This is a genomic window from Mammaliicoccus fleurettii (assembly GCF_002018435.1).
GTDB lineage: Bacteria > Bacillota > Bacilli > Staphylococcales > Staphylococcaceae > Mammaliicoccus > Mammaliicoccus fleurettii.
This window is the reverse complement of sequence record NZ_MWJM01000004.1, coordinates 155,088-180,201: the sequence shown is the minus strand read 5'-3', so window position 1 is coordinate 180,201 and position 25,114 is coordinate 155,088. Positions and strand designations below refer to the sequence as shown.

At 31.5% G+C, this 25,114-nt stretch carries 27 protein-coding genes; 18 read left to right on the top strand and 9 right to left on the bottom strand.

Annotated features, from left to right (window positions below; translation table 11 throughout):
- The first annotated feature begins 36 nt into the window (after positions 1-36).
- From B2G86_RS05180 to B2G86_RS05170, 3 genes are all read left to right on the top strand, one after another.
- Positions 37-684, top strand: a complete 648-nt coding sequence (locus B2G86_RS05180) for an HlyD family secretion protein (protein ID WP_078357068.1) — start codon at positions 37-39, stop codon at positions 682-684.
- 12 nt (positions 685-696) lie between these two features.
- Positions 697-2,580: a DHA2 family efflux MFS transporter permease subunit gene (locus tag B2G86_RS05175; RefSeq protein ID WP_078357067.1), complete on the top strand. Its 1,884-nt coding sequence runs from the start codon at positions 697-699 to the stop codon at positions 2,578-2,580.
- A gap of 204 nt (positions 2,581-2,784) precedes the next feature.
- Positions 2,785-3,324 carry a ribonuclease FAU-1 family protein gene (locus B2G86_RS05170; RefSeq protein WP_078357066.1) on the top strand — a complete coding sequence of 180 codons (540 nt, stop codon included), beginning with the start codon at positions 2,785-2,787 and terminating at the stop codon, positions 3,322-3,324.
- 81 nt (positions 3,325-3,405) lie between these two features.
- Here the strand turns inward: B2G86_RS05170 and B2G86_RS05165 are convergent, their stop codons facing one another.
- Positions 3,406-4,227: an undecaprenyl-diphosphate phosphatase gene (locus B2G86_RS05165; RefSeq protein ID WP_078357065.1), complete on the bottom strand. Its 822-nt coding sequence runs from the start codon at positions 4,225-4,227 to the stop codon at positions 3,406-3,408.
- Positions 4,228-4,387: 160 nt separating this feature from the next.
- On the opposite strand from B2G86_RS05165, the gene B2G86_RS05160 reads away from it, so the two are divergent.
- Positions 4,388-5,263 (top strand): LysR family transcriptional regulator, encoded by an 876-nt coding sequence (locus B2G86_RS05160; RefSeq protein WP_078357064.1) that lies wholly within the window; start codon positions 4,388-4,390, stop codon positions 5,261-5,263.
- Positions 5,264-5,320: 57 nt separating this feature from the next.
- On the opposite strand, the gene B2G86_RS05155 is transcribed toward B2G86_RS05160, so the two are convergent.
- The gene (locus tag B2G86_RS05155; RefSeq protein WP_078357063.1) at positions 5,321-5,968 is read right to left on the bottom strand and encodes an MOSC domain-containing protein; all 648 of its coding nucleotides are present in this window, start codon (positions 5,966-5,968) and stop codon (positions 5,321-5,323) included.
- 134 nt (positions 5,969-6,102) lie between these two features.
- Between B2G86_RS05155 and B2G86_RS05150 the strand changes: the two genes are divergently transcribed.
- Together B2G86_RS05150 and B2G86_RS05145 are read left to right on the top strand one after the other, a co-directional pair.
- On the top strand, positions 6,103-7,314 hold the full coding sequence (locus B2G86_RS05150) for a sugar efflux transporter (protein WP_078357062.1): 1,212 nt from the start codon (positions 6,103-6,105) through the stop codon (positions 7,312-7,314).
- Positions 7,315-7,324: 10 nt separating this feature from the next.
- Positions 7,325-7,807, top strand: coding sequence for a DUF456 domain-containing protein (locus tag B2G86_RS05145; RefSeq protein ID WP_078357061.1), 483 nt, complete (start codon positions 7,325-7,327; stop codon positions 7,805-7,807).
- A 281-nt stretch (positions 7,808-8,088) separates the two neighbouring features.
- Here the strand turns inward: B2G86_RS05145 and B2G86_RS05140 are convergent, their stop codons facing one another.
- Positions 8,089-9,381 (bottom strand): PTS sugar transporter subunit IIC, encoded by a 1,293-nt coding sequence (locus B2G86_RS05140; RefSeq protein WP_078357060.1) that lies wholly within the window; start codon positions 9,379-9,381, stop codon positions 8,089-8,091.
- Positions 9,382-9,492: 111 nt separating this feature from the next.
- Here B2G86_RS05140 and B2G86_RS05135 point away from each other — a divergent pair, with 111 nt between their 5' ends.
- The 8 genes from B2G86_RS05135 (at position 9,493) to B2G86_RS05100 (ending at position 15,640) form a co-directional block, all read left to right on the top strand.
- Complete coding sequence (locus tag B2G86_RS05135; RefSeq protein WP_078357059.1) at positions 9,493-10,590, top strand: DUF871 domain-containing protein; 1,098 nt, start codon at positions 9,493-9,495, stop codon at positions 10,588-10,590.
- Complete coding sequence (locus B2G86_RS05130; protein WP_078357058.1) at positions 10,591-10,893, top strand: PTS sugar transporter subunit IIB; 303 nt, start codon at positions 10,591-10,593, stop codon at positions 10,891-10,893.
- Positions 10,894-10,902: 9 nt separating this feature from the next.
- Positions 10,903-11,217 carry a PTS sugar transporter subunit IIA gene (locus tag B2G86_RS05125; RefSeq protein WP_078357057.1) on the top strand — a complete coding sequence of 105 codons (315 nt, stop codon included), beginning with the start codon at positions 10,903-10,905 and terminating at the stop codon, positions 11,215-11,217.
- A gap of 64 nt (positions 11,218-11,281) precedes the next feature.
- The gene (locus tag B2G86_RS05120; RefSeq protein ID WP_078357056.1) at positions 11,282-12,145 is read left to right on the top strand and encodes an SDR family NAD(P)-dependent oxidoreductase; all 864 of its coding nucleotides are present in this window, start codon (positions 11,282-11,284) and stop codon (positions 12,143-12,145) included.
- A gap of 117 nt (positions 12,146-12,262) precedes the next feature.
- On the top strand, positions 12,263-13,105 hold the full coding sequence (purU, locus tag B2G86_RS05115) for a formyltetrahydrofolate deformylase (RefSeq protein ID WP_078357055.1): 843 nt from the start codon (positions 12,263-12,265) through the stop codon (positions 13,103-13,105).
- A gap of 86 nt (positions 13,106-13,191) precedes the next feature.
- Positions 13,192-14,136, top strand: a complete 945-nt coding sequence (gene corA / locus B2G86_RS05110; protein ID WP_078357054.1) for a magnesium/cobalt transporter CorA — start codon at positions 13,192-13,194, stop codon at positions 14,134-14,136.
- A 54-nt stretch (positions 14,137-14,190) separates the two neighbouring features.
- Positions 14,191-15,060 carry a fructokinase ScrK gene (gene scrK / locus B2G86_RS05105; protein ID WP_078357053.1) on the top strand — a complete coding sequence of 290 codons (870 nt, stop codon included), beginning with the start codon at positions 14,191-14,193 and terminating at the stop codon, positions 15,058-15,060.
- A gap of 13 nt (positions 15,061-15,073) precedes the next feature.
- Positions 15,074-15,640 (top strand): GNAT family N-acetyltransferase, encoded by a 567-nt coding sequence (locus tag B2G86_RS05100; protein WP_078357052.1) that lies wholly within the window; start codon positions 15,074-15,076, stop codon positions 15,638-15,640.
- Here the strand turns inward: B2G86_RS05100 and B2G86_RS05095 are convergent.
- Positions 15,637-15,819, bottom strand: coding sequence for a hypothetical protein (locus B2G86_RS05095; protein ID WP_078357051.1), 183 nt, complete (start codon positions 15,817-15,819; stop codon positions 15,637-15,639). The two genes, B2G86_RS05100 and B2G86_RS05095, sit on opposite strands and share 4 nt — an antisense overlap.
- Positions 15,820-15,903: 84 nt before the next feature.
- Positions 15,904-16,506 carry a nitroreductase family protein gene (locus B2G86_RS05090; RefSeq protein ID WP_078357050.1) on the bottom strand — a complete coding sequence of 201 codons (603 nt, stop codon included), beginning with the start codon at positions 16,504-16,506 and terminating at the stop codon, positions 15,904-15,906.
- Between the two features lie 191 nt (positions 16,507-16,697).
- On the opposite strand from B2G86_RS05090, the gene B2G86_RS05085 reads away from it, so the two are divergent.
- On the top strand, positions 16,698-17,414 hold the full coding sequence (locus B2G86_RS05085; RefSeq protein WP_078357049.1) for a tyrosine-protein phosphatase: 717 nt from the start codon (positions 16,698-16,700) through the stop codon (positions 17,412-17,414).
- A gap of 47 nt (positions 17,415-17,461) precedes the next feature.
- Here the strand turns inward: B2G86_RS05085 and B2G86_RS05080 are convergent, their stop codons facing one another.
- Positions 17,462-18,655, bottom strand: coding sequence for an MFS transporter (locus B2G86_RS05080; RefSeq protein WP_078357048.1), 1,194 nt, complete (start codon positions 18,653-18,655; stop codon positions 17,462-17,464).
- A gap of 119 nt (positions 18,656-18,774) precedes the next feature.
- Here B2G86_RS05080 and B2G86_RS05075 point away from each other — a divergent pair, with 119 nt between their 5' ends.
- Positions 18,775-19,140: a winged helix-turn-helix transcriptional regulator gene (locus B2G86_RS05075; protein ID WP_078357047.1), complete on the top strand. Its 366-nt coding sequence runs from the start codon at positions 18,775-18,777 to the stop codon at positions 19,138-19,140.
- Positions 19,141-19,418: 278 nt separating this feature from the next.
- Positions 19,419-20,258 (top strand): helix-turn-helix domain-containing protein, encoded by an 840-nt coding sequence (locus tag B2G86_RS05070; protein ID WP_078357046.1) that lies wholly within the window; start codon positions 19,419-19,421, stop codon positions 20,256-20,258.
- Positions 20,259-20,370: 112 nt separating this feature from the next.
- Here the strand turns inward: B2G86_RS05070 and B2G86_RS05065 are convergent, their stop codons facing one another.
- A complete protein-coding gene (locus tag B2G86_RS05065; protein WP_078357045.1) occupies positions 20,371-21,003 on the bottom strand; it encodes a hypothetical protein in 633 nt (210 codons plus the stop codon).
- A 169-nt stretch (positions 21,004-21,172) separates the two neighbouring features.
- Here B2G86_RS05065 and B2G86_RS05060 point away from each other — a divergent pair, with 169 nt between their 5' ends.
- On the top strand, positions 21,173-22,480 hold the full coding sequence (locus B2G86_RS05060) for a Na+/H+ antiporter NhaC family protein (RefSeq protein ID WP_078357044.1): 1,308 nt from the start codon (positions 21,173-21,175) through the stop codon (positions 22,478-22,480).
- A gap of 67 nt (positions 22,481-22,547) precedes the next feature.
- On the opposite strand, the gene B2G86_RS05055 is transcribed toward B2G86_RS05060, so the two are convergent.
- Both B2G86_RS05055 and B2G86_RS05050 read right to left on the bottom strand, forming a co-directional pair.
- Positions 22,548-23,783, bottom strand: a complete 1,236-nt coding sequence (locus B2G86_RS05055) for an ammonium transporter (RefSeq protein WP_078357043.1) — start codon at positions 23,781-23,783, stop codon at positions 22,548-22,550.
- A gap of 115 nt (positions 23,784-23,898) precedes the next feature.
- Complete coding sequence (locus tag B2G86_RS05050) at positions 23,899-25,089, bottom strand: M20 family metallopeptidase (protein WP_078357042.1); 1,191 nt, start codon at positions 25,087-25,089, stop codon at positions 23,899-23,901.
- Positions 25,090-25,114 lie beyond the last annotated feature (25 nt).

Here is a 25,114-nt window from a genome sequence, read left to right as displayed (position 1 = left end):
ATAAACAAATCATTGAAATATGGAGGAAATAGAGTAATGAAAAAAATAGTGCTTGTAAATGTTATCACTATAGTAATTTTAGTAGCAATCGGACTAGTAGGATTCCATTATTATAGTGAAGCAACAGATTATGTAAAGACAGAAAATGCAAAAGTAGACGGTGAGCAAATTAAGATTGCTAGCCCAGTTTCAGGTAACTTGGACAGCTTCGATGCTGAAGAAGGTAAAGAGTACGGTAAAGGCGATAAACTAGGAGAAGTTTCTGGTAAAGGTGAAGATGGACAATCTCAAACTATGGACATTAAAGCACCTTCAAAAAGTACTATCGTTAAAACTTCTGCAACAGAAGATAGTTTAGTTCAAGCAGGATCACCAATTGCATATGCATATAATTTTGATGATTTATATGTTACAGCAAATATTGATGATACAGACGTTGAAGATGTAGAAAAAGGACAGGCTGTTGACGTTTATATTGATGGCCAAGAAGCTAGTGTTAAAGGTAAAGTGTCTCAAGTTGGATTAGCAACAGCATCAAGTTTCTCAATGATGCCTTCATCAAATAGTAATGGAAACTATACAAAGGTGACACAAGTTGTTCCAGTGAAAATCACATTTGATTCTAAGCCATCAACAAATGTTGTTCCAGGAATGAATGTTGAAGTTCGAATCCATAAGAATTAAGGAGGGTGTATTATGACATCAACCTTTACGGTGGCTTATATAATTATTGCAATCCTTTTATGGGTTGGAATTAATGCATTTGTAGTAAAACGAAAAAAAAGCAAATCAGTTGCTAAAGATGTTTCAGATAATTCAAAAGTGAATGATGAAACTCAATTGAAATCAAAAGATGAAGACAACATCGATAAAAACAAACACACTCATATTGAAAAGATGGAAGAAGATAATGAACCGGCTAAAACAGAGACGGAGAAAACGACTTCTAACGATATGAAAACTGATGAACAAAATGATTCTAATGAAGAACATGAAGATTTATCAGACCGTGGTATGGAATTAAAAGATGATGAACCAATTAATGAACAAATTAAGAAAAATCATGTTAACTTCGTATACGGTAAAGGCATTTCAAGAAATAAAATTTTAGTTGCGATGATGTTTGGTATGTTTATCGCAATACTAAACCAAACATTATTAAACGTAGCTTTGCCTGTAATTAATAATGAATTTAGTATTTCTGCATCTACTGGTCAATGGTTAATGACAGGGTTCATGCTTGTAAATGGTATTTTAATTCCTATAAGTGCATTCTTAATTAGTAAGTATTCATATAGAAAATTATTCCTTATCGCAATGGTTCTATTTACGATTGGGTCAATAGTATGTGCCATTTCATTTAACTTCCCAATGATGATGACAGGTCGTGTCGTTCAAGCAATTGGTGCTGGTATATTAATGCCATTAGGTTCAAATGTATTTATGACAATTTTCCCACCAGAAAAACGTGGTGCTGCAATGGGTACTTTAGGTATCGCGTTTATTTTAGCACCTGCAATTGGTCCAACGTTATCAGGTTGGATCGTTCAGAACTATCATTGGAACATAATGTTCTATGGTATGTTTGCTATCGGATTAGTATCTATAATCATTAGTTTCTTCTGGTTCAAGATTTATCAACAAACATCTAATCCTAAACCTGATGTGCCAGGTATTGTATTCAGTACACTCGGCTTTGGTTTACTATTATACGGATTTAGTGAAGCGGGTAACGATGGTTGGACTTCATTAACAGTTTCTTTATCATTAGTTATCGGTCTAATCTTTACAATATTATTTGTTGTTCGTGAAGTTAGAATGAAAAATCCAATGCTTGATATGTCTGCACTGAAATATTCAGGGTTTACATTGACAACATTAATCAATGTGATTGTAACGATGAGTTTATTTGGTGGTATGATTTTATTACCTATATACTTACAAAATTTACGTGGCTTTTCTCCTTTAGATTCAGGTCTATTATTATTACCAGGATCACTTATTATGGGATTCATGGGTCCAATTGCTGGTAAAATGTTAGACTCATTTGGTATTAAACCATTAGCTTTAATTGGTTTAACAATAATGACAATCGCAACTTGGGAACTGACACAATTAAATATGGATACACCATATACAACAATATTAGTTATATATATCGTACGTTCATTCGGTATGAGTTTTATAATGATGCCGATTATGACTGCAGGTATGAATTCATTGCCTCAAAGACTTATTCCGCATGGTAATGCAATAAGTAATACTGTTAGACAACTAGCAGGGTCAATTGGTACAGCAATACTTGTAACAGTTATGACTCAAAATACGACTTCTCATTTAGCTAACATGTCAGATAACTTAGACTCAACTAATCCTATGATTCAAGAACAAGTTAAAGCACTTTCTGATTCAGTTGGTGGAGATGATGCTGGTAAATCTGTACTTATCGAATATTTAAATAAATTAGCAACTGTACAAGGTATCAACGATGCTTTCTGGATTGCTACATTATTTAGTGTTATTGCATTAATCTTAAGTTTATTCTTAAAAGATAAATCTCATTATTTATCTAAGGAATAGCAATGATTTCTAGAATTAAAAATATAAATTGGCTTTGTATTTTTAAATTATATATTAAAAATTAATTGTTAAAATACTACAAGTAAACGTCATGTTTCTTGTAGTATTTTTTTTATAAATAAAAATTTAATTTAGAAAACCTATCTTGAATGCTTTGAATCGGGGCGAGTTTTTTATATAATGTAAAAAAGGAGTTGGTAACTTGTGAAAGTTAAGTATATTGACAAACGTCATTGGCGACGTCTCCTTAATCGCGAATATAAAGAAGTTGTACTGGATACGAATCACTTTAAAGGACTTGTTGGCTTAGTTACAATGGTACAGGTGAAGGAACCTTTAAAGGTTAATGTTGTAGGGAAAGAAATTACAGCTGCGGATAATGGTTATAAATGGATGCAGATCTTGCCAGAGAAAAAGCCGTATAGTATAACTGTAATGTATGACAAACAAAACAGACCAGTACAATACTATTTTGATGTGAATTTGAGGAATATCACTCAACTCGGTAATGCTAGAACGCTAGATTTATGTTTGGATGTGTTAGTAATACCGAAGACAGGTGAATATGAACTTGTTGATGAAGATGATTTAGAAAGAATGTTAAAAGAGAAAAAAATATCTAAAGCTCAATTTCATAAAGCATATGTAACGGCACATGAGATTATGTTTAAATTAGAAACTGACTTCAAGGGAATTGAAAAGAGAATCAGATATTGTTTTCATGAAATTATGAACGCAAAGTAATGAAACAACTATTTAATTGGATATATCTATAAATAAAAACGAGGATGCCTTTTATTAATGGCAATCCCCGTTTTTTAATTTTTATAAGAATATTAATGCTAATATTATTGCAACTGGTCCGACAACGAAACAATATTTACTAAAGATGCCGAGTTGACCACGTTCCATAATACCTTGTAACCATTTCAATGAGAAATAACTCGCTACAAGTGAAGCTACAAATGCAAATGCATATGAAATCATTAGTGATGTATCTGGAGGTGTTTCAATAATATCTTTAACGCCAAGTAAAGCCGTCCCAAGACTTACAGGTATATAAAGTAAGAATGAGAATTTAAACGCTGTTTTTTGATTCATCCCAACACCTAAAGCACCAACGATAGTGGCACCACTACGACTAATTCCAGGTATTAAAGCAACAGCTTGGAATAAACCTACAATTATGGCATCTTTAAGCGTTAAATCACCTTCTAATTTTTGGCCACGTTTATTTTTAATAAACCATAAGGCAATACCTGTTACGATAAGCATAAATCCTACCATGATTACACTTTTAGTATCACCAATTATATCCTTAAAGATAATGCCTAATACACCAGCTGGTATAGTGGCAATTACTAAATACATAGCAAGTTGAAAATTCTTTTTAACAGTTTCAGTACGATTACCTTTAATATATTTTAATGTGTCGACAATTAATTCGATAATGTCTTTGCGGAATAATATAAGTACAGCAATCAATGAAGCGGTATTAACTACAATTTCAAATGTTAATCCTTCAGTATGTAATCCTAAAAATTCTTGTGCCATTACTAAGTGTCCGCTTGAAGAAATGGGTATGGGTTCTGTTATTCCTTGAAGTAAGCCAAGGAATATATATTTTATAATTTCTAAAAAGTTCATGATTTTATCCTTCCTATTTTATGTACATTCTCAACTATAACGAATTATAATTAGAGTTTCAATTTTAGAATTAAAAAAATTAATATTTCGGTCTAAAGTTGTAGTCGTGGTGCTTGAATTAAATCATGGTATAATAAAATGAAAGTAAGGAGTGTGTCATTTGAAAGTAGATGATTATAAGTTATTAGTAACATTAGAAGATGTAAAGACTTTGCGAAAAGCTGCAGACATTCTCTACATATCGCAGCCAGCAGTCAGTCAGAGATTGAAATCTATAGAAACCTTTTTTGGTATAGACATTTTTATAAGAACAAAAAAGCAGCTTATTACAACTAATGAAGGATCCTTAGTCATAGAACATGCAAGAAAAATGTTGAAAGAAGAACGTTTACTATTAGATAAAATTAGTTCGAAATTAGGAGAAGTAAACGGAAGCATTTCAATAGGTGTTTCTTCGTTGATTGGGCAAACAATTCTTCCACAAGTTATGGGGGAATATACGCATTTATATCCAAATGTAGATATACAATTACAAATTGGCTCTAGTGAACATATAAAACAATATCAAAATGACTTTCACATAATGGTAGTTAGAGGAAACGAAGTGATGAATGTTCAAAATGACCTTTTACTAAATGAACAACATTATTTTATTTATCCTAAAAGTAAAAAACAGGATTTACATCTATTACCAATGATTGAGTTTCAAGCAGAACCAATTTACTTAAAACAAATTGAAGAATGGTATTCCGATTATTTACAACAAGAATACCACGCACTAATTAAAGTAGACCAAATAGCTACATGCAAAGAACTCTTATTAAATGGAGTAGGCGTAACAGTATTGCCAGAATTGGTAATAGGTGACATAGATACAGATAAATTTGAAATCAAGAAGTTAAATGTTATGCGTAAACCACTTACACGATCAACTTATATTTGTTATGAACATAATGTCTTACAGTTACCACAAGTTAAATCATTCATTGAAGTACTGAAAAATTATATTAATCAACTTGAAATAGGTAAGAAATAAAAGAAAGGCTGAGACAATTAATTTGTCCCAGCCTATTTATTTCTGAAGCCTTTATGTTTATGAAAGGCGCTTATATAATTTATTGAAAATATCACGTGTTTCTTCATTGATACCTTTGTGATTTAATATATATTCTATGCGCTCACGATTGCTACTATCTTTATAACGTGTTTCATTAAGCTCATTAATGGAAAGTTGTGGTTTACATGTATTTAATAATTTCATGTTATCATTCTGGGATACATAGCCTTCTTTGATTACTCGAAAATAGCATCCTGTTTTTAAATTGTCTGCCATACGTTTGACTAAATCTTTTATTCCATATCTTAAAGCGATTGTAGCACAAGGTTGTCTTGGACAAGAAACTTGAATGATGGCTTCACCAAGTTGATAAGTATCTCCAATATTTAAATCTTTTTCGGTTAAGCCAGACACTGTAATATTTTCACCAAAAATCGCATATTTGGGTAGTCGATCTATAATGTCATTCCAATAGGCATAGTTATCTTTACTGTAAAAACAAATAGCTTTTTCTGGACCACCATGACCTTTATATTGTTGTTGATCTTCAACGAATCCTGTTTTTGAAAGATACCTTTTATTTTCGAAGGGTTCTTTAAAAATAGCAGTTTTTTTAGTCTTTTGATTGTTAAAAGTCACATCTTCGACTTTTCCAATTGAAATATAGTTCACTTTGTATTCCACTACAATATCCCCTTTAATTATATTTAGTAATGATTTTACATGTTTGTGATAAATATATCAATTAAGCGTTGACGTAATAGGTGTTTAGCATTAAAGTACAAACATATAATAAAAATATAGGAAGTTGTGAATTCATGTTTTTGAAATTATTTCAAATAAAAAATTATAAGCTCTTTACAGTTAATATGGGCTTATTAGGAATGGCTATTGCTATAACGGTTCCTTTTTTAGTATTGTATGCGACTCAGCAATTAGGGATGTCTAAAGGACAGTACGGTTTATTAATGGCGCTTGCAGCTAGTGCATCATTTACTGTGAACTCTATTGTTGCAAGATTCTCTGATAGTGGAAAAATTAATCGTAAATATCTCATCATCACCGCTTTAATAATGGGGGCGTTATGTTTCTCGATTTATTTCTACATACATACTATATGGCTGTTCATCGCTTTATATGCGATGTTTCAAGGGCTTGCTGCACCTGCAATGCCTCAAATGTATGCCTCAGCACGTGAATCTATAAATGAATCTGCTTATAAAGATAGAAGTATATTTGCCAATACTGTTCTACGTTCTACATTTTCATTAGGGTTTTTATTTGGTCCATTAATCGGAACATTATTACTTAGCATATTTGGGTATGATGGTTTATTTGGTGGAACGATGACATTATTTTTAACAGTTTTAGTTTTATTAATTATTTTTTATAAAGAACCTAAGAAAATTATCAATAATGCAATTGGAAACTTTCCTGAAAAGAAAGCTCCAAACTTAGTAAAAGAACCTACATTATTGATACCATTTTTAGCATTTATTTTATTACATGTTGGACAATGGATGTATACTTTAAATATGCCTTTATATGTAACGGAATATTTGAAAGATGATGAGTCGCATGTAGGGTATTTAGCAAGTCTATGTGCAGGTTTAGAAGTACCTTTCATGATTATATTAGGTATTATAGCAAGTAAATTTAAAACTAAGACACTACTTATGGTCGGAGCAATATTCGGATTCGGTTATTATTTTAGTATAGGTGTGTTTGATAGTTTCCAAGCAATGTTAATTGGTCAATTAGCATTAGCATTTTTCTTAGCAATTTTACTTGGATTAGGAATCAGTTATTTCCAAGACATTTTACCAGAGTTTCCTGGATATGCATCAACATTGTTTGCTAACGCTATGGTAATAGGTCAGCTAGGCGGAAATTTACTCGGTGGTGTGATGAGTGATATAGTAGGTCTAGGAAATGTGTTCTTCGTTTCAAGTTTATCAATAGGATTAGCATTTATATTATTAATTTTTACAGTAGAACATGTAACACATAATAACGTTAAAACAAGTTAGGAGTAAAATAATGACAGCAATAAGTTGGATATTAATTATACTAATGTTTGTAATTGCCTTTGTTGGTTTAATCAAACCAATTATTCCATCAGTACTATTTTTATGGGTAGGCTATTTTATATATCATTTTGCAATTGATTCAAGTAAATTATCGTGGATCTTCTGGACTGTAATGGTAGTACTTACTATATTTATGATACTTTCAGATATCATAATGAATAGCTATTTCGTTAAGAAATTCGGTGGATCTAAATTAGGAGAAACAATGGCAGCAGTCGGTGTAATAATAGGTTGTTTCGTGTTTCCACCATTTGGTATCATCATCGTACCTTTCGTATTAGTATTTGTTACTGAGATGATTCAAAAAAATGATATTTCAGCAGCTACGAATGCAAGTATCGGTTCATTACTTGGTTTCTTAACCAGTTCTATAGCCAAAGCCTTAATCATGCTCGTTATGGTTGTATGGTTCTTTATTGATATAATCTTTTAAAGAGAATCCCCCGATTCGTTGGAATGCCAACAAATCGGGGGATTTTTAATAGTTATATTTAAGTTGAAGGATTATTTTTTAGGGACAAAATTCAGAGAAATGTCCGTAAGAGGTGATGTAAGGGACATAATACCGAGAAATGTCCGTAAGAATTAGTCGCTAAGGAGCACAATTCAGAATTCTGCCAGTTAGCGCAATCTAAGAAACGCAACCTAAGAATCATACATAAAGAACAGAGCAAACACCAGGATGCCAGGTGTTTGCTCTGTTCTTACTATTTACTATTTTTTCATATCATGTTCTATTTCTTCTTTAGTTTCTCCGCTTTCTTCTAGTACCATTTTGCGATCGTACATTTTAAAGAATGGGAAATAAATTATTACGGATACTGTTATATTAATTAGGACGAGTACGATTGCTCGCCAGTCTCCTCCTGTTGCTAAGTATGCACCGATTGGAGCTGGCAGTGTCCATGGTGCCATTATGCTTGTTGCATTGACGAGTCCGAGTAATGTTGCGAAATAAGTTATGATGGTTAAAACGATAGGGATTATGATAAATGGAATAACCATTATTGGGTTTAGTACTATTGGCAATCCAAATATTACGGGTTCGTTTATATTAAATAAAGATGGTATAGAAACGGCTTTACCAAATTTTTTCAAGAACTGAGATTTCGCAAATAATAATATACATATAACAAGTCCTAATGTTGCTCCTGCTCCTCCAATCCATACAAACCACTGGAAGAATGTTTCTGGTGCTATATGTGGTAATGGTTCTCCTGCTGCATGTGCTTCTGCGTTTTTAGCTAAATATACTTCCCACAACGGACGTTCAATCGTACCTACAATTGACATACCGTGAATACCAAATGCCCAAAAGAATGTTGTTAAGAATACTGGTACTAATACACCAGGTAATGTATCACCTGCAAATACAAGAGGCCCTACAATTTTATCTACAAGTGTATGTAAATCGAGTTGAAATACAACTGTAATCACACTCATTGCACCGAGTACGATGACTACTGGTATTAACGACTCAAAAGAGCGACTAACGGATGGCGGTACTTGAGGTGGCATTTTAATGGTGATGTTTTTATTTTTACACAATCTGTATGTTTCTACTGAAAAAATTGCTACAAACATCGCGACGAATAATCCATGGCCACCTAAGTTGGTCATTGGTAAGACGAATCCTAATTCTTTATCCATTGTTGGCGCAATAGTTAATAAAAATGCTGCTGTAGAAAGCTGTGCTGCTGACAATGGATCTAAATCATAGGATTTTGCGAGATTGTAACCTATCCCAAAGACAATGTATAAACTCATAATGAACATGGTCATTCTATAAGGAATTAAAATTTGTTCTGCATGTTCAGTTGCCCATTGAGTTACTGCCCATGATTCAGGTAACGGTGGAGTTGCAAATATTAAAAAGAATGAACCGAAAATAATGAATGGGAGTGCTGAAATAACCCCGTCACGTATAGCGAGTAAATGATGTTGATTTGAAAGCTTTGTCATTGGACCAGAAAGTTTTCCTTCTATCCAAGTAGCAAAGTTATTCATAAAATTCCCCCTTTGTTTGTAAGCGCTTCGATTTTGTTATAGTATAAACTAAATAGATTAAATATTCAAAATAATATAAAAATAAATATATTACGAATGGAAGTGATTTCTATGAGGCGTTTAGGTATATCTTTGTATCCTGGAAAATCTAAAGAATCTGAGGATTTAAATTATATTGATAAAGCACATGAGCATGGTTTTACACGAATTTTTACGAATTTATTGCAATTAACTGATGATAATAAATCGACTTTATTACCTATCATTGAAAAAACGATTCGTTATGCTAAAAGTTTAGACTTTGAAATATTTATAGATGTAGCACCAAGAACTTTTAAAGTCCTCGGTATTGAACCTAATGACTTATCTTTTTTTAATGATCTAGGTGTTGATGGAATAAGGCTTGATGAAGGTGTAGGCGCAAAATTAACAAGTGATATGACGTATAATCCATATGACATAATGATTGAATTGAACATGAGTGTCATGAATCACTATATAGATAATGTAATGGACTTTGAACCAAATCGAGCTCATTTAGTAGGATGCCATAATTTTTATCCTCATCGATATGCTGGTATATCTGAAGCATTCTTTTTAGAAGGTAGTAAAAAATTCAAAAAATATGGTCTTAGAACAGCAGCATTCGTTTCAAGTGAAGAAGCTGACTTTGGACCATGGCCAGTTACAGAAGGATTGCCAACTTTAGAAGAACATAGAGGAATCCCCGTTTCTACACAAGCACAATACTTATGGGCAACTGATCTCATTGATGATGTGATTATAAGTAATTGTTATCCATCAGAAGAAGAATTAAAAAGACTGAGTTATTTAAAAAACGAAGCAATCACGTTTGATGTAAAGTTATTTGATGATATTACGGAATTAGAAAGAAAAATAGTTATCGAAGAACCACATTTTTATAGAGGTGATGTAAGTGACTATATGATTCGTTCAACTCAAAGTCGTGTGAAATATAAAGCAGAATCATTTCCCGTTCATCATACAACCGCTATTAAAAGAGGTGACATCTTAATAGATAACGAAGAATATGGACAATATAAAGGGGAGCTACAAATTGCATTAAAGCCTATGATAAACACAGGTAAAGTAAATGTAATTGGGAGAATTGCACCTCATGATTTACAATTGCTCAATTATTTGAAACCATGGGCGTTTTTTAAATTTAATATTCAGGAGATGAAATAAATGAAAAAAATATTATTAGTTTGTTCAGCAGGTATGTCGACAAGTATGTTAGTGAAAAAGATGCAAGAGGCAGCAGAAAATGAAGGTAAAGATTATGAAGTCGAAGCTTTAGCCTTATCAGAAGCGGAAACAAAGGTTGATGATGTAGATGTTATTCTACTTGGACCACAAGTGAGATTTCAAAAAGCACAAGTTGAAAAAGTAGCTAATGGTAAAGTGCCGGTAGACGTTATAGATATGCAACAATATGGCATGATGGATGGAGAGCGTGTCTTAAAACATGCTGAAAGCTTAATGAAGTAAGGTGATATTATGGAAAAATACGAACAAATTGCTTTTCAAATCATAACTAATGTTGGTATGGCAAAGAGTAGTTATATGCAAGCAATTAATGAAGCTAAATCTGGAAAATTTAAAGAATCCGAAGATTTAATTAGTGAAGGTAATCAATTTTTAATTGATGGTCATAAAGTGCATAAAGATTTAATACAAGCAGAAGCTAGTGGTGAAACAGTACCGATGACGCTCTTATTAATGCATGCTGAAGATCAGCTTATTTCAACTGAAATTATTAAAGAAATGGCAAAAGAATTAATATATGTACATCAAAATTATGTAAAAAAATAAATGTCATAGTTAAAATATATATTTCAGGGTAAAAGAACGGTAATAAATTAAAGGAGTATATACAATGGCGAATAGAATACTAGCAATTACAGGTCCAACATCAGGAATAGGTGAATCAACAGTTAAAGAGTTAGCCAATGACTATGACATTATTATTTTATTGTGTAGAAATATAGACAAAGGTGAACATTTAAAATCACTTTTAATAGCAGAACATAAAAAATTAAATGTAGAAGTCATAAAATGTGACTTATCTAATTTAGCCAATGTAATGAAAGCCGCTACTCAAATACTAGATCAATATCCATACATTGATTGTTTAATTAATAATGCAGGTGTCGTTTCATTAACAAGACAAAAAACTGTAGATGGTTTTGAATTAATGTTTGGTACAAATTATTTAGGTCACTTTTTATTAACACATATTTTATTTGAATCTATAATGAGAAGCCATGATAAACAAATTATAATTGTATCTTCTGGGGCATATAAATATGCTCATATAGGACATCATAATTTCAAATATCCATTGAGATTTAATCCGATTAAATCTTACAGTAGATCTAAGCTAGCTACATTGTATTTCATGCAAGAATTATACGAGCAGTTTCATCATCGTGGATTGAATGTAACAGCTGTACATCCAGGCGCTGTCTCCACTAACTTAGGAAAAACTAAATATAATCATAGATTTGGGGATTTAATTTATAAAATGTTTGACTCTATGTTTATTTCACCTAGAGAAGGTGCAATGTCTACAATTAAAGTAACGAAAGATAAATTTTTATTTAATGGAGCATATGTATATGAAGGGAAAGTCACTGAATTAGAAAATCAAGGGCTTAATTATTATGACCGTAAAAGATTGATTAGAGAGACTTTAGAAGCATTGCAATTAGACCAATTTATGTATTTGAGCACAAATTAATAATGAATGCGTTTACATTGAATATATGCTACTCAATTCATTGTTTTATTGCAAATTAAATTTTATAATAGTTGTTATTGTTAGAATATTTCCAATATTAATAAAGGGATGAGATACATGAGTAAGCATTATATTTTATTAGCGGATTGCAAAGATGAAATTGGTATTACATCACTAATATCAACAATTATAAAAGAAACAAATTCAAATATATTTCATTTAGATCATTATACTGATGTTCAAGAAAATGAGAATCACTTATATCTACGCATTGAATTTGATAAAAATGATGAAGTGAAATCAATTTTAGAAAAAGAACTAACAACAAGAAATATTAATTTTCAAATTTTTGACGCTGAAGAAAAAGTGAAAACGGCGGTATTAGTTTCTAAAGAAGATCACGCGTTAAGTGAAATTATATTACGCGCAAATCGTCAAGAATTCCCAATAGAAATAAGCTGTGTTATTAGTAATCATGAAAATAACCGTAAATTTGTTGAAGATATGGGAATACCTTTCCACCATGTAAAAGTGACTAAAGAAACAAAACGTGAAAGTGAAGATGAAATTTCGAGAATAAGTGATAGTTACGGAGTGGATTTACTCGTACTAGCTAAGTATATGCAGATTTTATCAGAAGTCTTTGTTGAAAGGCATCATCTAAAAATTATTAATATTCACCATTCATTCTTGCCATCATTTATTGGTGCAAATCCTTATAAACAGGCTTATACAAGAGGTGTCAAATTAATAGGAGCTACAAGTCATTATGTTACAGAAGATTTAGATGCTGGTCCAATCATTGAACAAGATGTTGTAAGAGTTAATCATCGATATTCAGCACAAGATATGAAAAATACTGGTAGACATGTGGAGTCTCAAGTATTAGCAAGAGCAGTACAGTGGCATTGTGAACACAAAGTGATTGTAAACGGAAATAAAACAGTCGTATTTACCTAAATACTTGTTAGCAGTGAGTATATTTGCTCACTGCTTTTTAAATTGTATAATATAGATAAAGTAAAATGAAAATTGGTGTGAATATAATGATTAAAACTTATTATTGTAATTCAAATAATGAACTAAAAGAAACGACATCACCAAAAGATATTGCAGAAGACAAAAAATGGTTATGGGTTGATTTAAACGAACCTACAGAAGAAGAGGCAAAAGTATTAGTAGATTATTTTGATTTTCATGAATTATCTATTGAAGATGCGACGCTTGTTCAACAAAGACCCAAATTCAAACAATATGATGATTATCAGTTTGTTGTGTTCCATGCGTTAGATTTAAAAACACTTGAAGCTGAAGAAGTTGATATTTTTATTGGCGATGATTTTATTGTGACTTATCATAAAGAACGCTTTGAAGAAATAGATACTGTTAAAAGAAAGTTGTTTAATCAAACAATCAATTTGGAAGAGCCAAAAGATATTTTGTTAAATTTGCTAGATGATATAGTAGATAATTATTTCCCATTTATTTACGATATTGAAGATAAAGTATTTAATTTTGAGGATCGTCATAATATAGATATTTCAACGAAGTCTTTAATAGATGATACTTTTGATTTAAGGCAAGAGTTGTTAATTATTAAACGAACTGTTCAACCAATGAGAGATTTGGTATATCGAATGAGAGAAGGTAAAGTATTACATCTAAATGAACAGCAATTTCTATATATTACACATATTAATGATCATCTTATCAAGCAAATGGAAATGGTTGATTCTTCGAGAGAAATGACAAGTGACATACGTGATAATTACATTTCTCTAAACTCATTTAAAATGAACAATATTATGAAAATCTTAACGATATATTCAGTAGTGTTTATGCCTTTAACTTTGATTGCAGGGATATACGGAATGAACTTTACAAATATGCCTGAGCTTAGTTGGCACGACGGATATTATATCGTTCTAATTATTATGGTCATCATTGCGTTTATAATGTTAACTGTTTTTAAAAGAAAGAAATGGTTTTAGGTATAGTAGTTATGTTGTGTAAAAAAATATAATCATAGAAAGTGAGTGGGATTATTGAAACTTTATGGAGCGATTGAAGCAGGAGGAACAAAATTTGTATGTGCAGTAGGTGATGATAACTTAACTGTTATAGAAAGTGTTTCGATACCAACTACGGAACCAACTGAAACGATGCCAAAAGTTATAGAATTCTTTAAAGAGCATGACATTATAAGTATTGGTATTGGTTCATTTGGTCCAATAGATATTAATAAAGAATCTGATACATATGGTTATATAACTTCCACACCAAAGACAGCATGGAAAAATTTTGATTTCATTGGGGCTATTAAAGAGCATTTTGATATTCCGGTCGCTTTTACAACTGATGTAAACACTTCATTATATGGTGAGTTTAAAAAAGGTATCGCAAAAGATATTAATTCAGCAGTATATTATACAGTTGGTACAGGTATCGGTGGAGGAGCTATGGTCGGTGGTAAATTTGTTCAAGGATATAGTCATCCAGAGATGGGACATATGACAGTAAAGATACATGAAGATGACCAAAGCTTTGAAGGTAAATGTCCATTTCATGGTAACTGTTTAGAAGGGGTTGCATCAGGACCTGCTATTGAAAAAAGAGCTGGTATATCAGCGAAAGAGATTAAAGAAGATTCGAAAGATTGGGATATAGTAGCTTATTATATTGCTCAGGCAGCATTGAATACAACGTTAATGTTATCACCAGAAAAAATCATTTTTGGTGGAGGCGTAATGCATCAAAATCATTTGTTGAGTAAAATTCATAAGCAATTTGAGTTATTAAATAATGACTATATTGCACTTCCACCGGTAGAAGAGTACATCGTTTCTCCAAGTTTGAATGATGAACAAGGAATAATTGGCTGTTTAGCTTTAGCACAAAATGAAAATAAAGCATAAGAAGGTGTGAATTATGGAATTATTAGTAACATTAGGTGAGAATCAAACATTAGAAACAGACAGACTTATATTGAGACCTGTAAGTTTAGATGATACAGAATCACTTTATGAATATTCATCTAATATAGAAAATACTTCTCATGTATTTCCAACACATTTGTCAAAAGAAGAAACAAAAGAAGTCATCGCAAATTACTATTTGAAATCACCATTAGGCAAATATGGAATAGTCTTAAAAGAAGAACATAAATTAATTGGCACAATAGATTTAAGAGTAGATACAGAACATAAAAGAGGCGAGATAGGATATGTGCTCAATTTAAATTATTCTAAAAATGGCTATATGACAGAAGCGGGATTAGAGATATTGTCATTGGCGTTTGATAAGTTAAAATTAAACCAAGTAAATGCAATGCATAGCACTATTAATCCTAAATCTGGACAAGTTATGGAAAGATTAGGAATGAAAAAAATTGGTGTTATGCCAAAAAATAGAATTCATAAAGAAAAAATTGTAGATGATGCTATTTATGTTATAACGAATGATGAATATAAAGAAATGAAAAAAGCAGCTAATTAAGCTGCTTTTTTCATTTTAGTTAGTGCCTTTAGCCCATATGCAAATATACCATAACCAATTAAAGAGCTAGGTAACCATCTCTTTGTTAAAGAGATGTCCTTATTCTTATTGATAAATATATAAGGTACTAACGTTGATATTAAGTAAAGTACTAGAACTTTTTGATAACGTTTGTTCATCTTAAACACCTCACTTCATTACCTATATTATAATCTTTTTTTGAGGTGTAGTATTATCATATTATTACAAAATTAGTACATTCTTTATTCAAATTTTGCAAATGATGAAGCTGGTAAGCGTGATGCTCTATCATTTGTCATTTCACCTTTACCAATTGAAATAAGCATAGCGGGTACTAAGTTATCGTCAATATTAAATGCGTCAATTACAGATTGTTTGTCAAAGCCAATCATAGGGCAAGTTGCATAACCAGCATCCTCACTGACTAACATTAAACTCATCGCAAATAATGATGCGCCACGTACAGCTTCGTCTCTTTTATTGAGATCACTTTCAAAGAATCGATTCACACTTTCGATTAAGCCTTCTCTTTTATTAGCTGGAATATGTTCGCGTTCAATCCAGTCATCAGCTATATCTCCAATTGTTTCATGTGCATTTAAATCACCTAAAATGATAAATGTTGCACTTGCTTCTTTTATTTTAACTTGTTTGTTAGCTGCGTTATATAACTTTTCTTTAGCTTCATCAGTGTCAGCTACTATTACTTTCCACTGTTGTAAATTCCAAGCAGATGGTGATAGTGCTGCTTTGTCTAATAAATCATAAATTGTTTCTCTATCTAAATCATATTGCTCATAAGATTTTACTGAGCGTCTTCTTTCAAGTGCTTTGGTTAATTCCATTATCTTCCCACTCCTTATATTATGATATTTTTATGTTCATATAAAAAAGGAATAATTACAAACTTTCTGCTTATTTGAAATATAAAATTGAAGGCTTATTAATATAATTTATAAACAGATATTTGTTACAATACAAGTAATAAGAAAACTTATTGATATTTGATAGTTCAATGACTAAAGGAGCGATGCACATGATTGATATTCATAATCATTTATTATATGGATTAGATGATGGTCCAATAGATGCAGAAAGCATGCTTGAATTAGCAAGAGAAGCCGAAAAAATTGGGATTACTGATATTGTAGCAACACCTCATTATATAGAACATCGTTTTAAAAATAGTGCGGACATAGTTAAAGCAAGAACTGAAGAAGTACAATCGTTATTAAAAGAACATCATATTAATATAAAAGTGTATCCTAGCCAAGAAATTCATATGTTTGGAAATGAGTTAGTAGGATTGGAATCAGGAGAATTGTTACCTATAACTGAAGGCTCAAGATATGTATTAATTGAATTTCCATTCTTTACAGTTCCAGACTTTGCGAATAACACGTTTGACCAATTATTCGATGCAGGGTATCGTCCTTTATTAGCTCATCCAGAACGTATCATTCCTATACAAGATAAACCTCAAATTTTATTTGATTTAATTAAAAGGGGTGCTCTTTGTCAAGTAACTGCTGGTTCATTAGTAGGTAAATATGGTGAAGATGCAAAAAGAGTTGCTGATTATTTATTGGATCAAGAAAGTATTCATATCGTTGGAAGTGACGCACATAATACATCTAACAGAAATTTTCATATAAAAGAAGCATATGATTATATTGAAGAAACTAAAGGAATTGACACAGTTAATCAAATGAAAGATAATGCTCAAAAAATACTAAATAATGATGAAATATAAAAGAAGAAGGATGGGACAAATTAATTGTCTCATCCTTCTTCTTATTATTAACACGTTGTTTGCAGTGGTTCCGAAGTTTCATTTCTATTAACGGCAAACATTAATAAGCTTGCCATAATAACCATGATAAAACCAAAATATGGTGTGAACGATAATGATATATGATTTAATATAAATCCACCAATAACTGATCCAAGTGTTATACCAATATTAAAAGCAGATATATTTAGACTAGATGCAAAGTTGACTGTTTCTTTACTATTTCTCTCTGCGAATAATACGACGATAAGTTGGAGACCAGGTACATTCATAAATGCAAATAGGCCCATTAATAAAATACTTACTAATCCTACTACATGAAAATGTAACGTAAGTCCTACCAGTAATAAAGTTAAAGCTTGTAGTAAGAAAATGATCGTTAATGATTTTGTAGGAGCGTGATTTGTAAGTTTTCCTCCTAAAGTATTACCAATCGCAACCATTACACCATATAATATCAAAATAGTAACGATACTGTTTGATTCATAGCCTAAAATATGAGTAAGAATCTCAGTTAAATATGTGTAGACTACAAACGTACCTCCATAACCGAGGGCAGTTATTAAATATATTGTCATAAGGGGTTTGTTTTTTAAGACTGCAAGTTGCTTAACAATTGGTGCTTGTTTGTATTCAGTTAAATTTTTAGGAACAAATGCTATATTGGCAATAAGACTAATAATACCTATTATAGCAATTGTGTAAAATGACATTTCATATCCGAAATGTTGACCAACCCATGTACCAAAGGGAACGCCTGTTATAGTAGCAACTGTTAAACCAGTGAACATAAGTGCGATTGCGCTAGAACGTTTATGTGGTGGCACTAAATCTGCAGCAATAGTTGTGGCAATTGACATAAACACACCATGAGAAAAAGCACTGAGCACTCTCATTAATAATAATAAAGTGAATGAAGTAGCCATTCCTGCGAATATGTTAGCAATTATAAAGATGACCATTATAAGAATAAGCACAGTCTTTCTTTTCATGTTATTTGTTAAAGGTGTCAAAATAGGTGCACCTACCGTAACACCAATTGCATATAAAGATACAGTTAATCCTGCTAGAGGAATTGTGATATTAAAAGCATCTTTGATTAATGGTAATAAGCCAACGCTGATGAATTCTGTTGAACCGATGGCGAAAGCAGATATAGCTAGTGAAATAAGTGCAAGTTGATTAGAAAATTTATTTTTCAATTTGATAGTTCCTTCCTTTGTTATAAGATATGTGTTATTTTAAAACGTAACAATACAAATAGGAAGTACGCACTTTAAAGTCATATAGGTACCAAAAAGTACCTTAAGGAGGAAATGTAATGGAAGTAACAGAATATAATATAGGTGTAGAAGCAACAATAGACGTGATTGGTGGTAAATGGAAACCTGTTATCCTTTGTCATTTAAAGCATGGAACAATGAGAACATCAGAACTAAAAAAAGCTATTCCACACATTACACAAAAAATGTTAACTCAACAATTAAGAGAATTAGAGAAAGACGGAATTATTAATCGAATTGTATATCAACAAGTACCTCCGAAAGTAGAATATGAAATATCTGATTACGGTAGTTCATTAAATGAACTATTAGAAAACCTATGTAAGTGGGGAGAATTTCACATTAAAAAAAGACAAGAAGATGGTGAGTTAATACAGCTTGAAACAGCAGAATTTGTTGATTAAGCTTAATACTTCTAAATTTAGACAGCTGTTTAAAGAGAAAATACAGTCTTCGTATAAGGATAAAATAATTGTATTTTCACACAATGAGCCTTAAAATAAAGAAGAGAATTATAACATGACATGAATTATTTCTAATACAAGTTAATATGTGCCCTTAGGTGCTTAAATGATATATTTGGTGGGACAAATATATCATTTAATGACGACACTTGAAGATATAGATGTATTAGATAATATAAATATGTTAATTCGATTAAAGAATTTGGGGAGCGCTATATATGAAATTAGGAGAACGTGTAAAACAAAGGAGAATAGATTTAAAGCTTTCTCAACAAGCATTAGCTAAGGGAATCGCTACACAAAGTCAAATTTCTAAAATTGAAAAGAATGAATTGCAACCGGGATCGCAACTCCTTTTTAATATTTCTAGAAGACTAAATTGTAGTATGGATTTCTTGTATATAGGTGATGAATTAGATACACAACTAGAACAAAAATTAAAAGTCATAGAAAGATTGTTAGAAGATCGTGATTACGATGCTTTAATTCCTATTATTGATGGTAATTATTTATCTAATGGATCTGTTGATGAAATTGCAGCGTCTAAGTGGGTAAGATCAATTATAGGTTACTATAAATATGGCGAAGTAGAACAATCACTTCAGATGATTGAAGAAGCATATCAATTAATAGATAGTAATATGTATGTCAAATTACAAGTGTCTATCTGTAATACAAGAGCAGTCTTTTATTATAGTCAAAATGAAAATGAAAAAGCGAAATCTTCATTAGAACAAGGATTAGAAATTGCTAAACGTTTAAATGTAGATGATAGTTATCAAATTAAACTACTATATACATTATCAAATATTTATGCTAGCGAAAGAGCATATGACAGATGTTTAGCATATGCACAAACTGCCTTAGATATTACAATTAATTCAAGTAGATATAAGTTATATAGTGAGCTAATATATAACATCGTGCATTCAAAAATAGAAATGAAGATCAGTAATGACAGTGATAAAAAACAATTAGAAGTCGCACTATTTTTAAGTGAACAGTCTAAAAAACATAACATTACAATATTAATTAGAGATTTAATGAAATTACTATAATTAATTAAAAGGTTGGGGCAAATTAATTGTCTCAACCTCTTATTATTATATTGTCAGTAATAATACCGATAGATTTGAGCAAATATTGAAAGTATTGTCCATATAGCTCTATTTATGAATATCTTTTTAGTATTTCTGAATGTTCGTTTTCAGTAAATAATTTAATTATAGAGTCAGTTTGTAATTGCTCATTTAGTTTGGTTTCTAAATTTTGAATAGCCTTGTATTTATTATTATTTGTATATGGATATGTATAGTTTAATTTGTTCATGATATGTGAGGTAACTGCCTCTTCTAAAATAGAATTTTCAGATGTTGAATTTAATTGCCTTAAAAGTAACTTTGTAAAATAGTATGCGATTATGTCATATAGATCATCATAATGTTCGCACAATGACTCTATGAAAAAGTATATATGGGGTGTGTCTTCAATTTTAAGAAAACCGTCTTTTCTGTAAGCACCAATTAAAAAATATATATCGGGTCTTAAATAAGTATTAAATTGTTTGAGTATTTGTAGTCTAACTTCAAAAATAATATGAACTAATTTGGTGTTTATTTTCAAAATTTGAGCAGTATCTGTTTCTAACTTGGATAAAGTTGTTGATATGTCATCCTCTAAAAATATTAAATTTTCTTCGGCATGTTGAAATTCAGAGCGATATTTTGCGTAATATGTTTTAAGTGAAGTATCGGTTAAATGAAAGTTATTAAAAAAATCATTTATTGTATTACTAATAATCATAATATTACCCCTTAATTTCTTCTTTTTCTTATTATACGTTATATTACCTAATTTTTATTATTTAATCATTCAAGGATTCATAAATGCTTATTACGAAATTTATATTTGACGAGAACAAAATTGTCCTGTACCCTTTTAAAGTATTCAAGATATAAATAAGGAGATAACAATGGAACAAATAGATAAAAAAGGGTCTTTCATAGCTTTATTACCATTAATCGTGTTTGTGACACTTTTCATTGGTACAGGATTAATTAAGCATGACTTTAATTTCTTACCACTAAATGTAGCTATACTTATTGCGGCAGTGTTTGCATGTGCAATGTATCCAAAGACACCTTTAGCAAAAAAACTAGATATTTTTACAAAAGGTGCTGGACATCCTAATATTTTATTAATGGTGTTTGTATTCTTAATGGCAGGTGCTTTCAGTGAAACTGCTAAAAGTATGGGTGCTGTTAGTTCAACAGTTAATTTAGGATTATCATTAATACCTGGTCAGTTTTTATTAGCAGGATTATTTATAGTAGGTGCTTTTATTTCTGTAGCAATGGGTACTTCAATGGGTACTGTAGCTGCACTAGCCCCTGTGGGAGTTGGCATATCTGAAGCAACTGATATTTCACTAGCTTTAACAATAGCAACTGTAGTAGGTGGGGCAATGTTTGGTGATAACTTGTCTATGATTTCTGACACTACAATAGCTTCTGTAAGAACACAAAAAACAAAAATGAGCGATAAATTTAAGATGAACTTCTTAATTGTATTACCTGGTGCAATTTTGACAGTGGTTATTTTATGGTTTATGACTAAAGATGCAGGGATGGCGGATGCTAGTCAAGGCAGTTACAATTTAGTCAAAGTTATACCATATTTATTTGTACTAATTAGTGCATTGTGTGGAATGAATGTTCTCTTGGTATTAGTGCTAGGTGTAATCGTTGCAAGTTTAATTGGTCTAATTGATGGATCGTTTACTTTAGGCGATAACTTAAAAGCAATATCTGATGGATTAATTGGTATGCAAGATATCTCAATGATCGCACTTCTAATTGGTGGTATGATTGGTTTGATTGAATACCATAGTGGTATAAAATGGTTGTTAAATGTTGTTACAAAACGAGTGAATTCTAAACGAGGTGCAGAGTTTGGAATAGCTGGTTTAGTAAGTGTTACAAATTTAGCAACAGCTAATAACACAATATCTATCATTACTACTGGTCCATTAGCAAAAGAAATAGCAGACGATTTTCAAATTGATCGAAGAAAGTCTGCAAGTATTCTAGATATATTTGCAAGTACGATACAAGGTATTATTCCATATGGAGCACAAGTATTAGCTGCTACTAGTGTAGCTGGTATTTCGACAGTATCATTATTACCATATTCATTTTACCCATATTTACTAGGGATATGTGGTATCGTATCTATATTGATAGGATATCCAAGAAATAAAAAGCTCAAAGCAGATCATTAGAACGCAAGTTGAATATATAAAAACAATACGCCCCTAATCCAAAATAATTGGATTAGGGGCGTATTGTTTAGGCTCTTTTTTCTTTAAGTTCATATCGATAAGCAGTTTCACCATGGAAAGCTACATCTAAGCCTTCTAGTTCTGCTTTTTCATCTGTTCTTAAAGTTGTAAAGATACTTATTGCTTTAGCTATAATATATGTGACAACTCCACTGAATGCAATCGTTACAATTACTGCTACGATTTGCACTATTACTGGCATAAATCCGCCACCGAAGAAAACACCGTCAGAGATACTTGAATTTACATTTGAATTTTGAAATAATCCAGTTCCTATTGCACCGACAATTCCACCAAAACCGTGTAATCCAAATGCATCTAATGCATCATCGTAATTAAGTAATACTTTTAAATGTGTTATAACGTAGTAACATACAAATCCACCTAATATCCCTAGTATCATTGAACTACCATATCCAACAAAGCCAGCTGCTGGTGTGATTGTGACAAGCCCTGCTAACATTCCTGATAAAGTACCAATTAAAGTCACTTTTTTCTTTTGCATATATTCCAAAATAGACCAACCGGCTATACCAGCACAAGAAGCTAAAATCGTATTTACAAAGGCTAACATAGCAACGGAATCAAATGTTAGCGCGGAACCCGTATTAAAACCGAACCACCCAAACCATACTAGTATACCGCCGATTAGCGTGATAACTAAATTATGTGGAGGCTTTTTGTTACTAGGTTTTCTAGAACCAAGTAATAGGGCAAGAACAAGGCCAGATACACCAGATGAAATATGGACGACTGTACCGCCAGCAAAATCTATCGCACCTAATTTATGAATCCAGCCGCCTCCCCAAACCCAGTGTGCTACAGGACTGTAGACTAATAATACCCATAAAGCCATGAATATTAAAAAAGGACCAAATTTCATTCTTTCTGCAACTGATCCTGTAAGAATGGATACCGCAATCGTGCAAAATGTTAATTGGAAAAGCATAAATAAGGCAAATGGTATGGTTTCACTAAAATTACCGTTTGGTTCAAAACCTACACCATTTAGGAATACATGGGAGAAATCACCTATAAATAAGTTGTTTCCTCCGAAACTCATTGAAAATCCAATTAATACCCAAGTGAATGTAACAACTACAATTGCTGAAATACTATGCATCGACGTATTTAATACATTTTTTGATTGAACTAATCCTCCATAGAATAGTGCTAAACCAGGTGTCATTAACCAAACTAATAAAGTACATCCAAATAATAAAAGTGTATCTGTCTGACTCATCTTCCATCATCTCCTTATTTTTTTAAAGTATAAAATATAAAATAAGAAAAAAGAAATATGAGTCAGGTAAATTTACACTATGTGTAATGTTAGTTAACACACTTTTGTAGTTGAACTATTTTACACCTAAATAATCGAATGTAACTGCAGCGACTGACTTAGCTGCAATTAGTAAAGAACCTTCATCAATATCAAATTTAGGATGATGATGTGGGTAAGTTTTTTTGTCTTTAGGACTTGCACCTACATAGAAGAAAGTACTAGGTAATTCTTTAGCATAATATGCAAAGTCTTCTGAAGGTGGTTGTGGTTCACAACGTTCAACACTTTTAACTTCAGAAATATTTGCTTCCTCAATCGCTTTAGCGACTTGCTTCGTTAATTCTGGATCATTATATAGTACAGGATAATCTCTAGTATATTCTAAGTCACATTGAACACCATACGTTGATTCTAAACCTTTAGATAGACGTTTAACTTCATCTTCTATTAGATGTAAAGTTTCTTCGTTCATACCTCTAACGTCGCCTTCAAGCGTAACTTCATTTTTAATAATATTAAATTGTCCTTTTCCATCGAATGAACCGATTGAAACGACGCCCATATCAAACGGATTAAGTCTTCGTGAAACAATCGTTTGTAGAGACATGACAAAGCTACTCGCTGCAACGATTGGATCGTTTGCTAAATGAGGAGATGATCCGTGTCCACCGCTACCTGTTACTTTTAATTTAAATATATTTCGACCAGATTGAACATTGCCTTCTCTGTAATAAACATGATCACTTTCTAAAGCGCTCATTACATGAACGCCGATTACATTATCGACACCATCAAGAATACCGTCTTTAATTAAATATTGTGAGCCACCAGGAGGTTTTTCTTCAGCAGGTTGGTGGATAATGACAATTTTTCCTTTAAGTTGATCTTTAACTTCTATTAAAGTTTCTGCAAGAACTAATAAATAAGCTGTATGAGCATCGTGACCACATGCGTGCATAACACCTTCATTTTTAGAACTGAATTCCAAACCTGTATCTTCTTTAATTGGTAAAGCATCAAAGTCAGCTCTTAGTGCCAAAGTCTTACCTGGCTTTCCTGAGTCAATTGTTACTTTGATACCATAAATTCCTTCTCCGCCAATATGTGTTTGGAGTGAAACATCTTTATCCTTATAAAAATCTTCAATATATTGTGCTGTTTCTTTTTCTTCAAAAGATAGTTCAGGATGTTCATGTAAATATCTTCTAATCTCAATCATTTTGTCTTCTTTTTTTGATAATTTTTCATAGAAATCATTTAACATATTACGTTCCTCCTTAATAATACTT

Excerpts from the sequence above, each read along its gene's own strand:
- purU (WP_078357055.1), top strand. The coding sequence starts at position 12,263 with ATGAGTAAGCATTATATTTTATTAGCGGATTGCAAAGATGAAATTGGT.
- B2G86_RS05175 (WP_078357067.1), top strand. The coding sequence starts at position 697 with ATGACATCAACCTTTACGGTGGCTTATATAATTATTGCAATCCTTTTA.
- B2G86_RS05085 (WP_078357049.1), top strand. The coding sequence starts at position 16,698 with ATGATTGATATTCATAATCATTTATTATATGGATTAGATGATGGTCCA.
- B2G86_RS05135 (WP_078357059.1), top strand. The coding sequence starts at position 9,493 with ATGAGGCGTTTAGGTATATCTTTGTATCCTGGAAAATCTAAAGAATCT.
- B2G86_RS05150 (WP_078357062.1), top strand. The coding sequence starts at position 6,103 with ATGTTTTTGAAATTATTTCAAATAAAAAATTATAAGCTCTTTACAGTT.
- B2G86_RS05165 (WP_078357065.1), bottom strand. The coding sequence starts at position 4,227 with ATGAACTTTTTAGAAATTATAAAATATATATTCCTTGGCTTACTTCAA.
- B2G86_RS05125 (WP_078357057.1), top strand. The coding sequence starts at position 10,903 with ATGGAAAAATACGAACAAATTGCTTTTCAAATCATAACTAATGTTGGT.
- B2G86_RS05130 (WP_078357058.1), top strand. The coding sequence starts at position 10,591 with ATGAAAAAAATATTATTAGTTTGTTCAGCAGGTATGTCGACAAGTATG.
- B2G86_RS05100 (WP_078357052.1), top strand. The coding sequence starts at position 15,074 with ATGGAATTATTAGTAACATTAGGTGAGAATCAAACATTAGAAACAGAC.
- B2G86_RS05140 (WP_078357060.1), bottom strand. The coding sequence starts at position 9,381 with ATGAATAACTTTGCTACTTGGATAGAAGGAAAACTTTCTGGTCCAATG.
- B2G86_RS05090 (WP_078357050.1), bottom strand. The coding sequence starts at position 16,506 with ATGGAATTAACCAAAGCACTTGAAAGAAGACGCTCAGTAAAATCTTAT.
- B2G86_RS05055 (WP_078357043.1), bottom strand. The coding sequence starts at position 23,783 with ATGAGTCAGACAGATACACTTTTATTATTTGGATGTACTTTATTAGTT.
- B2G86_RS05180 (WP_078357068.1), top strand. The coding sequence starts at position 37 with ATGAAAAAAATAGTGCTTGTAAATGTTATCACTATAGTAATTTTAGTA.
- B2G86_RS05060 (WP_078357044.1), top strand. The coding sequence starts at position 21,173 with ATGGAACAAATAGATAAAAAAGGGTCTTTCATAGCTTTATTACCATTA.
- B2G86_RS05120 (WP_078357056.1), top strand. The coding sequence starts at position 11,282 with ATGGCGAATAGAATACTAGCAATTACAGGTCCAACATCAGGAATAGGT.
- B2G86_RS05065 (WP_078357045.1), bottom strand. The coding sequence starts at position 21,003 with ATGATTATTAGTAATACAATAAATGATTTTTTTAATAACTTTCATTTA.
- B2G86_RS05145 (WP_078357061.1), top strand. The coding sequence starts at position 7,325 with ATGACAGCAATAAGTTGGATATTAATTATACTAATGTTTGTAATTGCC.
- B2G86_RS05095 (WP_078357051.1), bottom strand. The coding sequence starts at position 15,819 with ATGAACAAACGTTATCAAAAAGTTCTAGTACTTTACTTAATATCAACG.
- corA (WP_078357054.1), top strand. The coding sequence starts at position 13,192 with ATGATTAAAACTTATTATTGTAATTCAAATAATGAACTAAAAGAAACG.
- B2G86_RS05075 (WP_078357047.1), top strand. The coding sequence starts at position 18,775 with ATGGAAGTAACAGAATATAATATAGGTGTAGAAGCAACAATAGACGTG.
- B2G86_RS05050 (WP_078357042.1), bottom strand. The coding sequence starts at position 25,089 with ATGTTAAATGATTTCTATGAAAAATTATCAAAAAAAGAAGACAAAATG.
- B2G86_RS05070 (WP_078357046.1), top strand. The coding sequence starts at position 19,419 with ATGAAATTAGGAGAACGTGTAAAACAAAGGAGAATAGATTTAAAGCTT.